The following is a 14853-nucleotide window of genomic DNA, read 5'->3' on the forward strand; positions in this document are numbered from 1 at the left end:
TCCTCAGGAGGGTCGTACGTCGGCCGTGGTGCGTAGCAGGTGTCCGAGGCCGACCAGGGCCGCGTCGGGGCCGGCGACGCTGGCCTCGATCATCAGGGACTGGGTCATGGACGGTAGGCAGCGTTCGTAGAGCATGCCGCGCGCGGCGGCCACGTAGACGTCCAGACTGGACAGTGCGCCGCCGATCACGACGGCGTCGGGGTTGAGGAAGTTGACCAGCCCGGAGAGGGCCACCCCGAGCAGTCCGCCGGCGTGGCGGACCATGGTCACCACGGTCGGGTCGGCGTTGCCGACCGCCGTCATGATGTCCCGGGTGGTGGTCGCCGGTGAGCCCTGTTCGGCCAGTTGGCGGGCCAGGGCGGCGCCACTGGCGACGGTCTCCAGGCATCCCCGGCTGCCGCAGGAGCAGTGCCGTTCGCCGCTGTCGGCCACCCGTACGTGGGTGACGTCGCCGCTGAGTCCGCGCCCGCCGCGGTGGATCTGACCGCCGCTGACCAGGCAGGCACCGATGCCGGTGCCGGCCTTGACGTAGATCATGTCGCCGGTCTCCCGACCCCGGATGACGTGTTCGCCGATCGCTGCGGCCTTGGCGTCGTTGTCGACGACCACCGGCACCGCGAAGCGTTCCCGCAGGTGGGTGCGGGGGTCGACGCCGCTCCAGCCGGGCATCCGGGCGGGGCCGATCAGTCGGCCGCCGGGGAACTCGACCGGGCCGGGCAGGGCCACCCCGACGCCGAGCAGTGCCTGGCCGGGCGTCGCCTCGCCGGACAGTCGGGTGACCGTGGCCGCGACGACGTCGAAGACCGCGGCGGGCCCGGCGGCGATGTCGATGGCCACCTCGGCGGTGGCCCGCAGGGCCCCGTCCGGTCCGCAGAGGCCGACCCGGGCGTGCTGGCCACCCAGTTCGGCGACGGCGTGGATGCCGGCGCTCTCGCGTAGTCGCAGGATCCGGGGACGTCGGCCACCGGTCGACCGACCGACCCCCTCCTCCAGGATGGCGCCCTCCTCGAGCAGGCGGCGCACCACGCTGGTGACGGTCGAGGGGGCGACCTGCAACGCCTCGACGAGGTCGGCGCGGGAGGTGGCCTCCCCGTTGGCCAGCAGGCTGAGGGTCTGGTCGCGCAGGGTGGCGGAGATCGATGGTTCCGACATACCTCTCCTCCTTCGGGCCGGTCGTCCGGCGTCGCCGCCTCAGCTTGGCGGGTGCAACTGCCGGAGACGGACGCCGGGGTCACCGGGAAGAGTATCGGACGTTGCTTCGCCGACTTTGATCCTAACCTGGCCGAAGTGCTCGAAGAAAGAGAGTTCTTTTCGTTGACTCGCAACTTTCACCCGGCTAGATTCTCGACATCGAACGCTCGAGGAGCATCACCAGGTGGCTGGGACGCGAGTCAACGCCGCTGGCGCCCGGAGACGCGGGGCACGTGTAGATCAATCGAGGAGATCCATGAGGAGCAGATTTTCCGGGCGCGCACTCCGCAGCGCGGTGGCCGTGGTCGGTGCGGTCACCATCGGGGTCGGCCTGGCCGCCTGCGGTGGCGGCAGTGGTTCGTCGAAAGAAGGCGGCAGTCAGGGCAAGGACACCGCGACCGTCGCCCTCCGTACCCCCAACTGGATCCTGCCGATCTCGGCGCCGGGTTTCACCCAGGGGGAGAACGCCATCTTCGGCCAGGCTCTCTACCGGTCGCTCTACCAGTACCGACTGGACGGCACGGCGCAGTACAACATCGACCCGAACCGGTCGATGGCCGAGGTCCCGGTGGTCAGTGACGGCGGCAAGACGCTGACCATCACGCTCAAGGACAACACCTGGTCCGACGGCAAGCCGGTGACCACCAAGGACATCCAGTTCTGGTACGACCTGGTCAGCGCCAACAAGGACAAGTGGGCGTCCTACCGGGCCGGCGGCTTCCCGGACAACATCGCCAACTGGACGATCAAGGACGACAAGACCTTCTCGATCACGACGAAGCAGGCCTACAACACGGCGTGGTTCGTCGACAACCAGCTCAACAAGATCACCCCGCTGCCCCAGCACACCTGGGACAAGGACTCGGCGGGCGCGACCGTGGGCAACCTGGCCAGCACCCCGGAGGGTGCCCGGAAGGTCTTCGACTTCCTCACCGCCGCCTCCAAGGACCCGAAGACGTACGCCACCAACGAGCTGTGGAAGGTCAACAGCGGCCCGTGGAAGCTGGAGAAGTACGTGCCGAACGGCGAGGTCACCCTCGCCGCCCAGCCGAACTACTCGGGCACCGACAAGCCGAAGCTCAGCAAGATCGTGCTGCGGCCGTTCACCAGCGACGACGCCGAGTTCAACGTGCTCCGCTCCGGTGAGATCGACTACGGGTACGTCCCCGCGGCGAACCTCTCCCAGGAGGACTACCTCAGGTCCAAGGGCTACACGATCTCGCCCTGGTACGGCTGGTCCATCACCTACCTGCAGCTCAACTACAACAACCCGAAGACCGGGGTGCTGTTCAAGCAGCCGTACCTGCGGCAGGCGATGCAGATGCTCGTCGACCAGAAGACGATCAGCAAGGTGATCTGGTCCGACACCGCCGCTCCGACCTGCGGTCCGGTGCCGGCCAAGCCGGGCACCACCGGCACCGACGCCGCCGGCTGTGTCTACCCGTTCGACCCGGCCCAGGCCAAGACGCTGCTGGAGAGCCACGGCTGGAAGGTCACCCCGGACGGCGAGACCACCTGCGCCACCCCGGGCAGCGGACCGAACCAGTGCGGTGACGGGATCGCCGCCGGCACCCCGCTGAAGTTCACGGTGACCAGCCAGACCGGTTTCGCCGCCACCACCAAGATGTTCGCCGAGATCAAGTCGCAGTTCGCCAAGCTCGGCCTCCAGCTCGACATCAAGGAGGTGCCGGACTCGGTGGCGGTCACCCCCGCCTGCAAGCCGACCGAGGCCGCCTGTTCCTGGGACATGTCCTTCTTCGGTTCCCAGGGCAGCTGGTACTACCCGGCGTTCGCCAGCGGCGAGCGGCTCTTCGCCTCCGACGCTCCGGTGAACCTGGGTAACTACAGCAACCCGCAGGCCGACCAGCTCATCGAGGCCACCCAGTTCTCCGGCGACGAGAGTGCGCTGAAGGCGTACAACGACTTCCTCGCCAAGGACCTGCCGGTGCTCTGGATGCCGAACCCGGTCTTCCAGGTCTCCGCGTACCGCGCCGGGCTCCAGGGTGTCGAGCCGCAGGACCCGATGAACCTCATGTTCTTCCAGGACTGGTCCTGGAAGAACTGACCCACTGATTCGTTCCGGTCCCGGTGGCGCGCCCGTCGCGCCGCCGGGACCCCGATCGGGGAGGAGCCGCCCAGGTGGTCCGGTACCTCATCACGCGCTTGGGCCAGGCCCTCGTCGTCATCGTGCTCGTCACGGTGATCGCCTTCCTCATCCTGCACCTGCTGCCCGGCGGTGCGGCCCGGGCCACGCTCGGCAAGGAGGCGACGCTGGACCAGTTGGCGGCGTTCAACCACGAGATGGGCTACGACAAGCCCTGGATCCAGCAGTACGGGATGTACCTGCAGCGCCTGCTGCAGGGCGATCTCGGCTACTCGTACCAGCTCAACCAGTCGGTCACCGAGGCGATCACCCAGCGGCTGCCCAAGACGATGGTGCTGTCGCTGCTGTCGACCCTGCTCGCGGTGGTGGTCGCCATCCCGCTCGGGGTCATCCAGGCGGTACGCCGCAACCGCTGGGCCGACTACACCATCACCTCGCTGTCGCTGCTGGCGTACGCCACGCCCATCTTCTTCATGGGCCTCATGATGATCATCCTCTTCTCGCAGGTCTGGCCGATCCTGCCGCCGGAGGCGCCACAGGGGTACACCGTGGCGGAGGTGCTCGCCGACCCGGCCGGGCTGGTCCTGCCGACGGTCACCCTCGCCATCGTCACCATCGCGGTCTACTCGCGGTACGTCCGCTCCTCGATGGTCGACAACCTGAACGAGAACTACGTCCGTACCGCGCGCAGCAAGGGCCTCTCGGAGCGTCGGGTGGTGCTGCGGCACACCCTGCGCAACGGGCTCTTCCCGGTCATCACGCTGCTCGGGATGTACCTGCCCGCACTGTTCAGCGGTGCCCTGGTCGTCGAGTCACTGTTCAACTTCCCCGGCATGGGGCAGCTGTTCTGGCAGGCGGCCCTGAAACGTGACTTCCCGATCCTGCTCGGGGTCACGCTGATCATCTCGATCGCGACGGTGGTCGGCGCACTCCTCGCCGACCTGCTCTACGCCGCCGTCGATCCCCGGGTCCGACTCCGCGGGAGCACGTCATGACCACACTGTCCGAGGCGGCCCGCCCGGTTTCCGGTCCGCAGCAGCCGAACGAGGCGGCGGAGCCGCCGGTACGCGGCCTGTGGCGGCAGGGCCTCGTCGTCTTCTGCGAGAACCGGCTCGCCCTGGTCGGCCTGGGGCTGTTCATCCTGCTGGCCGGGGTCTGCTTCCTCGGTCCGCTCTTCTACCACACCGACCAGGTGCACACCGACCTGATGGCGGTGCACCTGGCCCCCGGTGAGCAGGGGCACCCGCTCGGCACCGACGGGGTCGGCTACGACCAGCTGGGCCGGCTGATGCTCGGCGGGCAGACCTCGATCGTGGTCGGCCTCGCCGCCGGTCTGCTCGCCACCGCGCTCGGCACGCTCTGGGGCGCGGTCGCCGGCTTCGTCGGCGGTTGGGCCGACTCGGCGATGATGCGGGTGGTCGACGCGATGATGTCGATCCCCTCGCTCTTCCTCTTCATGCTGCTGGCCGCCATCGTCACGCCGAGCGTGCCGATGCTCATCCTGATCATCGGCGCCTTCGCCTGGCTGGGGCCGGCCCGGCTGGTCCGCGGCGAGGCGCTGACCCTGCGTTCGCGCGAGTACGTCCAGGCGATGCGGGGCATGGGCGGCACCGGTGGCCGGGCGGTACGCCGGCACATCGTCCCGAACGCGATCGGCACGGTGATCGTCAACGCGACCTTCCAGGTCGCCGACGCCATCCTCTACGTCGCGTACCTGTCCTTCCTCGGTCTCGGCGTACCCCCGCCGGCGGCGAACTGGGGCGGGATGCTCTCCGACGGGCTCGCGGACACCTACAGCGGCCACTGGTGGCTGCTGTACCCGCCCGGAATCGCCATCATCCTCATCGTGCTCGCCTTCAACTTCATCGGCGACGGGCTGAGGGACGCCTTCGAGGTCCGCCTCCGGCGACGCTAGGCAGGAGCAGGGAAATGAGCGCACCGAACGATTCGACTCCGCCGGAGGTGGCCCGGGACCGGGCCGGCGGACAGCCCCTGCTGGAGCTGCGTGACCTCCACACCGACATCGCCCTGCGGCGGGGCACCGTGCACGCCCTGGACGGCGTCGGCCTGACCGTGCTGCCCGGGGAGACCCTCGGCATCGTGGGCGAGTCGGGCAGCGGCAAGACGATGACCGCGTTGTCCATCATGGGCCTGCTGCCGCCGGGCGGTGAGGTGACCGGCGGGCAGATCCTCTTCGAGGGCCGTGACCTGCGGTCCCTCCCGCGTGACCAGGTACGCCGGATCCGCGGCGTCCGGATGGGCATGGTCTTCCAGGACCCGCTCACCTCGCTCAACCCGACCATGCGGATCGGGGCACAGGTGGCCGAGCCGCTGCGGGTCCACGAGGGGGTCGGCAGGGCGGCGGCCCGGGAGCGGGCGATCGAGATCCTGCGCCGGGTCGGGATGCCGCGCCCGGACCGGATCGTCGACAACTACCCGCACGAACTCTCCGGCGGGATGCGGCAGCGGGTCGCCATCGCGATGGCCCTGGTCTGCTCCCCGCGACTGCTGATCGCCGACGAGCCCACCACCGCGCTCGACGTGACCACGCAGCGGCAGATCCTCGAACTCATCGACGACCTGCGCGAGGAGTTCGGCATGGCGGTCGTCCTGGTCACCCACGACCTCGGGGTGATCGCCGGTCGGGCCGACCGGGTGGCGGTGATGTACGCCGGCCGGGTGGTGGAGACCGCGGCGACCGGTGAGCTGTTCCGGTCACCCCGGCACCGCTACACCGAGGCGCTGATGGAGGCGCTGCCCGAGTCCGCGATCCGGGACGAGGGGGAGCACGCCCGGCTCTACAGCATTCCCGGGCTGCCACCGGACCTCTCCCGGCCGCTGACCGGCTGCCGCTTCGCCCCCCGCTGCCGGTACGTCACCGACGAGTGCCGGAGCACCGAGGTCACCCTGACCGGCACCGGTCACCAGCACGCCTGCCTGCATCCGGTCGCCGTGGCCGACCCGGTGCTCCGGACGGCGGCCGAGCCGGTCACCGGATCGACCGCGACGCCGGCGGAAGCCGTACCGGTCGCGCCGTCGACCACGGCTCCGGTGGCGGCCGCACCGGTCGCCTCGGACGCGGACGCCGGGCCGGCTCCGATCCTGTCGGTCCGCGACCTGGTGAAGAACTACCCGGCCGGCGGCGGAGGGCTGCTGCGCCGGGCCACCGGCGAGGTGAGCGCGGTGGCCGGGGTCTCGTTCGAGGTCCGCCCAGGGGAGACCTTCGGACTGGTCGGCGAGTCCGGCTGCGGCAAGTCCACGGTGGGCCGGCTGGTTGTCGGGCTGGAACGGCCGAGTGCCGGGCAGATCGTGCTGGACGGCACCGACCTCAGCACCCTCGCCGGCCGGGATCGCCGCCGGATGCACCGGCAGGTCCAGTTGATGTTCCAGGACAGCTACGCGGCGATGAACCCCCGGATGCGGGTCGATGCGATCCTCGCCGAGCCGCTGGAGATCCAGCAGGTGGGCGACGGCGCCGCCCGGCGGGCCAGGATCACGTCCCTGCTCGACCAGGTGGGGCTCTCCCGCCGGGTGCTGGAACGGTATCCGCACGAGTTCTCCGGCGGCCAGTTGCAACGGATCGGACTGGCCCGGTCGCTGGCGCTGCAACCCCGACTGATCGTCGGCGACGAGCCGGTGAGCGCGCTGGACGTGTCGATCCAGGCCCAGGTGCTCAACCTGATGCAGGACCTGCAGTCCGAGCTCGGACTGGCGTACGTCTTCATCAGCCACGACCTCTCCGTCGTCGACTACATGGCGGACCGGATCGGGGTCATGTACCTCGGCAAGCTCGTCGAGGTCGGGCCGGCCCGGGAGGTGGTCCGGGCCGCCCGGCACCCGTACACGCAGGCGCTGATCGACGCGGTGCCGTCGGTGAGCCCGGAACCGCAGGCGCGCCGGGAGGGTCTCACCATCCGGGGCGAGTTGCCCAGTGCGCTCAACCCGCCGACCGGGTGCCGGTTCCGGACCCGTTGCCCACTCGCCGCCGAGATCTGTGAAACGGAACCGCCGCTGGCCGGCGACGTACACCAGGTGGCCTGTCACTTCCCGCTGCGGCCGGAGTCGGCGGCGGCGACCGCGGGGGCCGGGGCCGCCCGGTGAGCCGGGACCTGCCGATCGTGGAGATCTGCGTCGGCGACGTACCGGCCGCACTGACCGCCGAGGCGGCCGGCGCGGACCGGGTGGAACTCTGCGCGGACCTCGGCCAGGGCGGTACGACGCCGAGCCTCGGCGCGGTGGCGGTGGCACTGCGGACGTTGCGCCGGGTCGGTGTCCGGGTCATGGTCCGGCCCCGGGGCGGGGACTTCCGGGTGAGCGAGGTCGAGGAGCGGGTGATGCTCGCCGACATCGCGGCGATCCGCCAACTGCCGAACCCGCACGGGCTCGCGGTCGGGGTGGTGGTCGGGGCGGTCACCGCCGAGGGGGACCTCGACCTTCCCGTGCTGGGCCGTCTGGTCGAGGCGGCGGGCCCGCTGCCGGTGACCGTGCACAAGGCCTTCGACGAGGTCGGCGACCAGCACGCCGCGCTGGAGGCCGTCATCGCGATCGGGGCCGACGCGGTACTCACCTCGGGGGCGGCGCCGAGCGCGCTGGCGGGCGCGCAGCGGCTCGCGGCGCTGCGCCAGCAGGCCGGTGACCGGCTGCGGGTCATCGTCGGAGGTGGGGTCCGGGCACACAACGTCCGGGAGGTGCTCGCGCTGACCGGGGCCCGCGAGGTGCACCTGCGGGCACCCGTGCAGCGGAACGGCCGGGAGGCCACCGACGGCGACGAGGTCCGTCGGGTCGTCGCCGCCGTCCGGGCCGACTGACACCTCTTCATGCATCGACTACCCTGAATTACTTGCGTAGTCAACAAACTTGGGTCATGATCGATGTGGCTTTTGTCGACTCGAAGGGGGTTCTGCCATGCGTCGAACACGAGCGAGGATCGGTGTCGGCCTGATCGCGTCCACTGTGCTGGCAGTCGGGCTCGGGATCGCCGCCACGCCCGCCTCGGCCGTGTCCACCGAGGAAACCGGCCTGACCTTCTACGACTCGACCTTCACCACCCCGGTGCTGCAACTCGACACCCCGACCGGCGAGTGCCTGGCCCTGCCCGCGGCGGCCGGTGCTCTGGTCGGATGGAGCGGTGTCAGCGACGTCGTCACCTACCGGAGCGCGGACTGCACCGGCTACGGCGTCAGCAGCGGCACGCTCGCAACCTTCACGCCCGGGCGCTACCAGAGCTTCCGCGCCTTCTGACCGACGGCGGGCCGGGCACGGGTGGACACGTCCGCCCGCCCCGGCCCCTACACTTCCGGGCGGCGGACCGTAGCGCAGCGGTCGTCGCGTCCGGTCTCCAAAACCGGAAGGACGCCGGTTCGAATCCGGCCGGTCCGCCACCCGAAACCGCGTACCCATGACGATCTCCGGCGCTCTACACTGCCTCCCGGCGGGCCGTAGCGCAGAGGTAGTCGTGCCTCCTTATCAGGGAGGAGGACGCCGGTTCGAATCCGGTCGGCCCGCCCCACGTACGACGAGAGGGCGACATGGGGCGGCGGGGCGATTGGAAACGGCGGGCCCGGGAACTGGCCCACTTCGCTCCTGCGTCGATGGTTGCCGCCGCCACCGCACGCCGCCAGCAGGGCGACTGGCGCGGTGCCTGCGCCGCCGCCGGGTTCGACGTGCACATCGACCTCCACGACCTCGCCAACCGGTACGGCACCGAGGAGGCCGCCCGGGTCGAGGCGGACCTGACCGGGTTCGCACCGGACCTGCTGCGCCAGTTCCTGCCCCGCACCCCCACCTCGATGTTGGCGCCGCAGGTACGTGTCGTGCTGTCCCGCCGGACGGAGCCACTGTGGACGCCGCCGCCCGCGGGGCAGCGGGACGGGCGGCAGCGGGTGCCGAGCCGACGACCGGCCCCGGTGCTGGTCGCGACACTGCCGGAGAGTGCCTCGGCCCCGCAGCGGGTCGAGTTGCGGGTCGCCGAGGTCGAAAGGCTGCCCGACCGGTGGCACGACCTCCCCGACTGGTGCTGGCACGCGGACGCGGTCGAGCAGCGGCGTTGGGCGTACGGGGCGTCGCCGACCCGGCTCGCCTGGCACCGGCCGGACGGCACCCCGTACCGGACGGGTGAACCCGGCAGGACCCAGTGGCCGGACGACCGGGCCTCCGAGGTGGAGACGATCCACCGACTGCTCGCCGAGAACCGGGTGCTGGACGCCTATGCGGCGGCCGGCCTCACCGTCGACCTCGACGAGGAGCAGGCCTGGTATCGATGGAACCAGTGGGCGGACTATGAGCTGGTGCGGCTCGGACCGACCCTGCCGCTGCTCGCCGCCGAGGCCCGGCGGCTCGCCGGACGCTACGCGTGTGCCATGCTGCCCGACGGCGACCGCAACAGCAGCCTCGTCGTCGACGACGGACCGCCCACCGTCCGCCGGACCAGGCGCGGCCAACGGCTGTGGGGCCCGGACCCGTTCGTCCTGCGGGCGCCGATCGAGGCCGGGCTGCTGAACCGGGGACTGCTCCGGAGGGACGACCTGCACCCGCTGGTGCACGAGGCGTTGTTCCCGGACCGGGTCCAGGACTGGCGGGTTCCGCCGCCGGCGCCCGTACCGGCGATCCGGATCCGATGCGGGCCGGACTGGCACGCCCTCTCCGTGACCGACGGACGCCTGGTCGCCCAGCGCCACACCGAGCAGGAACTCCGCCGCGAGTTGGTGCTCGGCGGGCTCGGCGGTCCGATCAGCGGCTGTGCCGCGGCGGTACGCGCCTGGCGTACCGGGCAGGGGCCGGTGCCGAAGCAGATCCGGCTGATCCGGCGGGACTTCTTCGCGCTGGCCCGACACGGTGACACCGACGCCCTGCTCGCCCTGCTCGCCGACGGATTCGACCCGGCACTGCGCGACGGCGACGGCGGCACACTGCTGCACTGGCTGCACCGGCTCGACCACGCCGAGATGCTTCCGCTGCTGCTCGCCGCCGGGTTGTCCGTCGACGAACGGGACCGCAACGGCGACACTCCGCTGCACCGCGCCGCCCGGGCCGCCGCGACCGAGGTGATGGCGGCGCTGGTCGAGGCCGGCGCCGACGCCGGACTGCCGGACGCGCTGGGCCGGACCCCGGCGGTCGTGCTCGGTCAGGCCCGGGGCCGGGCGAATCGGTGACCTCCGTCGGCGCACCGTGTCGGTGGGCTTGGGTATGCTGCCGCGCGGCGAGGCCGTAGCGCAGAGGTCGACGCGCCTTGACAGCAAGCTGGAGGACGCCGGTTCGAATCCGGCCGGTCTCGCCACCTTTTTCCGCCGGAGAACGTCCATCGGGGAGGCACGGTGTCCGTCGAGCGTGCCGAGGTGGCCGCCTGTGTGGACGTACTCGCGCGGCTGGACGCCCCCGACCTCGACGAGACGGTCCGCGCGGAACTCGAGCGGGCGGTGGTGACCGCGTACCGCGGGGTCAAGAAGCGGGCGAAGGCCCGTCGGTCCGCGCGGACCCGGGAGAGTGACCGGGCGCTGCTCGCCGGCGCCACCCGCTTCCACACCGAGATCCCGACCACCGGGCCGGTGCCGGGCCTCGAACCGACCGGGTCGACGGGCCCGACCGCCTCGACCGACGGTCCTGCGGCCGTGCCGGGACCCGCCGCCTCCGGTGCGCCGACCGACGGTGGCTCCCTGATCCGGGCCCGGCACTGCTACGTCTGCAAGGTGCCGTTCCGCGAGGTCGACGTCGACTACCACATGATGTGTCCCGCCTGCGCCGAGCAGAACCGGGTCCGTCGGTTCGCCCGCTGCGACCTGTCCGGCCGGACCGCCGTGGTCACCGGCGGGCGGGTGAAGATCGGCTTCCACACCGTGTTGAAACTGCTGCGCGACGGCGCCGACGTGATCGTCACGACCCGGTTCCCCCGGGACGCGGCCCGGCGGTACGCCGCGGTGCCGGACTTCGAGGACTGGGCCGACCGGCTCTACGTGCACGGCCTCGACCTGCTCGACCTGCCGGCGACGCTCGACTTCGTCGGACTCGTCGGGCGGCGCTTCGCCGGGCTGGACATCCTGGTCAACAACGCCGCCCAGACGCTCTACCGGCCGGCGGCGTACCACCGCGACGCCCGGGAGGCCGAGGCGACGGCGCTGGTCGGGCCGGCGGCCCGGGTCGCGATCGGCGGCGGCCCGGGCGGCCCGGCGGCACCGGGCCTGCCGACCTCGCTGGACGCGTTCTTCCCGCCCGGGCAGCTCGACGAGACCGGCCAGCAGCTCGACCTGCGCGAGGTCAACTCGTGGGTGCTGCGGGACGCGGACGTCAGCCCGCACGAGTGGTTGCAGGTGCACGTGGTCAACGCGTTCGCGCCGTTCCTGCTCACCTCGCGACTGCGTCCGCTGCTGGCGGCGAGTGCCCACCCGCGGCGGTACGTGGTCCAGGTCTCCGCGATGGAGGGCAGCTACTCCCGGGCCGGCAAGACCGTGCGCCACCCGCACACCAACATGGCGAAGGCGGCGCTCAACATGCTGGTCCGCACGGTCGCCGCCGACTACGCGACCGACGGGATCCGGATGAACAGCGTGGACACCGGCTGGGTGACCGACGAGCGTCCGCACCCGAGCAAGACCCACCAGCGCGACCACGGCTTCCGGCCCCCGCTCGACGTCATCGACGGTGCCGCCCGGGTCTACGACCCGATCGTGCGCGGTGAGCACGGCGAGCCGCTGAGCGGACTCTTCCTCAAGGACTACCGGAGTGTGCCCTGGTGACCGATCCGACCCCGGTACGCTGCCCGATCATCGCCGACCCGGACACCGGGCTCGCCGACCCGACCGAGTTCGACCCGCTGCTGGACCGCCTCGCGGCACCGGGCGCGGTGTCGGACAACGAGGTCTTCCCCCGGGGCACCCTTCAGGCCGACGGTCGGCTCGACCTGTGCAAGCAGGGCATCGGGCCGGTGCAGACCGCCCGGATCGTCTCCGTCGCGGTCGACTCGCCGTTGGTCCGACACCTGCTGCTCGGCACCAACGGGCTCGGTGCCGAGGGCGCCCGGGCGGTGGCCGCGGCGCTGCGCCCCGGTCACCGGGTGCAGACGCTCTATCTCGGCTGCAACCGGATCGACCCGACCGGGGTCGAGGCGCTCGCCGACCGGATCGAGGGTGACAACACCGTCCGGGCTCTCTGGCTCAAACGCAACCCGATCGGCGACGAGGGCGTGACGAGACTCGCCGCCGCACTCGTCCGGAACACCACCGTCCGGACCCTCGACCTGGTCAACGTCGGGATGAGTGGACACGGGCTGGCCGTGCTCGCCGAGGCACTCGTCCGGCGGAGGCCCCCACTGCAACGGCTCTTCCTCGGCGGCAACGGCTTCGGACCGGAGGCGGCGGCGACCCTCGGCGTCCTGATCCGGCAGGCCGGTGTCCGTGAGCTGTACCTGGCCGCCAACCACCTGGGTGACGACGGCGTCGCGGCGCTCGCCCGGCTCGCCGACGGGGTCGAGCTGACCCTCGGGCTGGGCGGCAACGGTGTCACGCCGACCGGGGTGGCGGTGCTGGCCCGGCACCTCGGCGCGTGGCGGTCGCTGGATCTCGCCCGGCCACCGTCCGAGCGGGCGCTCGGCGCGGACGGCAACGTGGTGGGGGACGAGGGCGCGGCGGAACTCGCCGTCGCGCTGCCGACCGCCCGGCTGCGCCGGCTGGACGTACGCCGTACCGGGATCGGGGGGCGGGGCGCCCGACAACTCGTCGACGCCGTCGACGGCCACCCGACCCTGGAATACCTCGGCATCAACGGCGGGGTGCCCCGCCGGATGCGCCGCCGGGCCACGGCACTGCTCGCCGACCGGCCGGTCACCGCACCCCACCCGGACATCCAGGCGATCGCGAGCGTCTACCGGTGACCAATCCACCACCGGTCATCCCCGAACTCCAGGTCTGGCGGCGGGTCCGGCAGTACGCCGTACCGGCGGCGATGATCGAGGCGTGTACGGCCGCCCGGTCGGCCGGGGACTGGCGGGCCGGCTGTGCGGCGGGCCGGATCGACGTCGAACTCGACCTGGCGGAGGTGGCCCGGGAGCACGGCCGTACCGCCGCCGACCGGATCGAGGCGGACCTCACCGCGCTCGCCCCCGACCTGCTGCGCTGGCACCTGCCCCGGGCCCTCGGTGGCCGGACCAGCCTCGCCACCCACCAGCCGTGGCTGCTCTCCACCCTTGAGGAGCGGATCGAGGACACCGAACCGGTACTGGTGCTGCGGTCACCGAAGACGGTCGACGGCTCACAGCGGCTGCTGCTCACCGTCCGCCAGGCCGGCGAGCGGGACGGCGAGTGGTGCGACCTGCCGCCGGTCTACTGGAGCGCGGACCACGTCGCCGGCCTCGCCGCCGCGTACGGCGGGTCCCCGGCGCGGATGCCCGGCTTCGAGCCGGACGGCACGGTCCGCCCGTTCGCGCGGTACGCCACGGACCCGGACCCGGCCGACCCGGCGAGCCGGACGGAAACCTTCGAACGGCGGATCGTCGCCGGTGACGTCGTCGCGGCCTGGGCGGCGTTCGGTGTCGCACTGGACCCCACCGAACCGGAGAACCTGTACCGGTGGGAGAACGGGATCGAGTCCGTTGCGTCGGGTGTGCTGACCCCGGTCGGACTGGCCGCCGAAGTCGCCCGCCTGCACCGCCGCTACGGCATCGACCAGGCCCTGGTCGGCACCTGGTGGCGGTTCGCCGTAGCGGTGCGGCGCCGCGACGACGGCAGCCTCGGCGCCCGGTTCATCAGCACCGACGAGGAGCTTCGCCGGCTGCCCCGGGTCGCCAGCGTGGTACACCGTCGACCGGTCGACCTCGACCTCGTCCGGCACGGTCTGCTCCAACCCGCCGAGGTGCACCCGCTGGTGCGGCAGGCGTTCTTCCCCGCCGCGCCCGGCACGGCGGCGGTTCCCGACCGCGTGGACCTGCGCCGGGTCGCGTCGGTACGGTGCCGGGGCGAGTGGCACACCGTCCGGCACGGCGACGGCCGGCTCGACCGGGTCGCGCACCCGCCGGACGAGATCGCGCGGGAGCAGGCGCTGCGGGCCTTCGGCGGCCCGGTCACCGGCTGCTTCGCGACCCTCGAGGCGTGGCGTACCGGCACCGGTCGGCTGCCGCGCCCGCTCCGGGAACTCCGCCGTGAGGTGCTGCAACGCCTGCAGCACGGTGGTTCGGCGGCGCTGGCCACACTGCTCGACGCCGGGCTCGACCCGGCGTTCCGGGACGGCCGTGGTGGCACCCTGCTGCACCACGTGCGCTCGGTGCGGGACGTCGGGGTGGTCCGCCGGCTGCTCGACGCCGGGGTGCCGCTCGACGCGGTGGACAAGCGGGGACGGACGGCGCTGCACGTGACCGTCGGGGACGGCGGCACCCTGGAGATGATCCAGGCGCTGCTCGAGGCCGGCGCGGACCCGCGGGCGACCGACGCCGAGGGGACGACCGTCGTCGAGTTCGCCGAGTACAAGGCGCAGATATACGCCTACGACGAGGAGGACGAGGACGAGGTGCCGGAGGAGTACCACGTCCTGTTCCGGATCCGTGACCTGCTCAGGGATTGGAAGGACCGGTGACC

At 72.0% G+C, this 14853-nt stretch carries 11 protein-coding genes and 3 tRNA genes; 13 read left to right on the plus strand and 1 reads right to left on the minus strand.

What is annotated here, in order from left to right; genetic code table 11:
• Positions 1 to 3: 3 nt before the first annotated feature.
• Positions 4 to 1152 (minus strand): ROK family transcriptional regulator, encoded by a 1149-nt coding sequence (locus V1633_RS24325; RefSeq protein WP_331216696.1) that lies wholly within the window; start codon positions 1150 to 1152, stop codon positions 4 to 6.
• A 295-nt stretch (positions 1153 to 1447) separates the two neighbouring features.
• Between V1633_RS24325 and V1633_RS24330 the strand changes: the two genes are divergently transcribed.
• From V1633_RS24330 to V1633_RS24390, 13 genes are all read left to right on the plus strand, one after another.
• On the plus strand, positions 1448 to 3256 hold the full coding sequence (locus tag V1633_RS24330) for a peptide ABC transporter substrate-binding protein (protein ID WP_331216697.1): 1809 nt from the start codon (positions 1448 to 1450) through the stop codon (positions 3254 to 3256).
• Between the two features lie 74 nt (positions 3257 to 3330).
• Entirely contained in the window at positions 3331 to 4290 is a 960-nt protein-coding gene (locus tag V1633_RS24335; RefSeq protein WP_331216698.1) for an ABC transporter permease, read from the plus strand.
• Entirely contained in the window at positions 4287 to 5210 is a 924-nt protein-coding gene (locus tag V1633_RS24340; protein WP_331216699.1) for an ABC transporter permease, read from the plus strand. Before V1633_RS24335 ends, V1633_RS24340 begins: the two co-directional genes overlap by 4 nt.
• A gap of 14 nt (positions 5211 to 5224) precedes the next feature.
• Complete coding sequence (locus V1633_RS24345) at positions 5225 to 7396, plus strand: ABC transporter ATP-binding protein (RefSeq protein ID WP_331216700.1); 2172 nt, start codon at positions 5225 to 5227, stop codon at positions 7394 to 7396.
• A gap of 8 nt (positions 7397 to 7404) precedes the next feature.
• Positions 7405 to 8103 (plus strand): copper homeostasis protein CutC, encoded by a 699-nt coding sequence (locus tag V1633_RS24350; RefSeq protein WP_331216809.1) that lies wholly within the window; start codon positions 7405 to 7407, stop codon positions 8101 to 8103.
• A gap of 97 nt (positions 8104 to 8200) precedes the next feature.
• On the plus strand, positions 8201 to 8536 hold the full coding sequence (locus V1633_RS24355; protein ID WP_331216701.1) for a hypothetical protein: 336 nt from the start codon (positions 8201 to 8203) through the stop codon (positions 8534 to 8536).
• Positions 8537 to 8599: 63 nt separating this feature from the next.
• Positions 8600 to 8674: transfer RNA gene (locus tag V1633_RS24360), tRNA-Trp, on the plus strand.
• Between the two features lie 52 nt (positions 8675 to 8726).
• Positions 8727 to 8804 (plus strand) — tRNA-Asp (locus V1633_RS24365).
• Positions 8805 to 8886: 82 nt separating this feature from the next.
• Positions 8887 to 10446: an ankyrin repeat domain-containing protein gene (locus tag V1633_RS24370; RefSeq protein WP_331216702.1), complete on the plus strand. Its 1560-nt coding sequence runs from the start codon at positions 8887 to 8889 to the stop codon at positions 10444 to 10446.
• Positions 10447 to 10495: 49 nt separating this feature from the next.
• A tRNA-OTHER gene (locus V1633_RS24375) sits at positions 10496 to 10571 on the plus strand.
• Between the two features lie 37 nt (positions 10572 to 10608).
• Complete coding sequence (locus V1633_RS24380; RefSeq protein ID WP_331216703.1) at positions 10609 to 12024, plus strand: SDR family NAD(P)-dependent oxidoreductase; 1416 nt, start codon at positions 10609 to 10611, stop codon at positions 12022 to 12024.
• Positions 12021 to 13157 (plus strand): leucine-rich repeat domain-containing protein, encoded by a 1137-nt coding sequence (locus V1633_RS24385; RefSeq protein ID WP_331216704.1) that lies wholly within the window; start codon positions 12021 to 12023, stop codon positions 13155 to 13157. Before V1633_RS24380 ends, V1633_RS24385 begins: the two co-directional genes overlap by 4 nt.
• A complete protein-coding gene (locus tag V1633_RS24390) occupies positions 13154 to 14851 on the plus strand; it encodes an ankyrin repeat domain-containing protein (RefSeq protein WP_331216705.1) in 1698 nt (565 codons plus the stop codon). The genes V1633_RS24385 and V1633_RS24390 overlap by 4 nt, the downstream gene beginning before the upstream one ends.
• Positions 14852 to 14853: the final 2 nt, after the last annotated feature.

Source organism: Plantactinospora sonchi, from assembly GCF_036422035.1.
Classification (GTDB): domain Bacteria; phylum Actinomycetota; class Actinomycetes; order Mycobacteriales; family Micromonosporaceae; genus Plantactinospora; species Plantactinospora sonchi.

Excerpts from the sequence above, each read along its gene's own strand:
- V1633_RS24325 (WP_331216696.1), bottom strand. The coding sequence starts at position 1,152 with ATGTCGGAACCATCGATCTCCGCCACCCTGCGCGACCAGACCCTCAGC.
- V1633_RS24330 (WP_331216697.1), top strand. The coding sequence starts at position 1,448 with ATGAGGAGCAGATTTTCCGGGCGCGCACTCCGCAGCGCGGTGGCCGTG.
- V1633_RS24340 (WP_331216699.1), top strand. The coding sequence starts at position 4,287 with ATGACCACACTGTCCGAGGCGGCCCGCCCGGTTTCCGGTCCGCAGCAG.
- V1633_RS24345 (WP_331216700.1), top strand. The coding sequence starts at position 5,225 with ATGAGCGCACCGAACGATTCGACTCCGCCGGAGGTGGCCCGGGACCGG.
- V1633_RS24355 (WP_331216701.1), top strand. The coding sequence starts at position 8,201 with ATGCGTCGAACACGAGCGAGGATCGGTGTCGGCCTGATCGCGTCCACT.
- V1633_RS24370 (WP_331216702.1), top strand. The coding sequence starts at position 8,887 with ATGGTTGCCGCCGCCACCGCACGCCGCCAGCAGGGCGACTGGCGCGGT.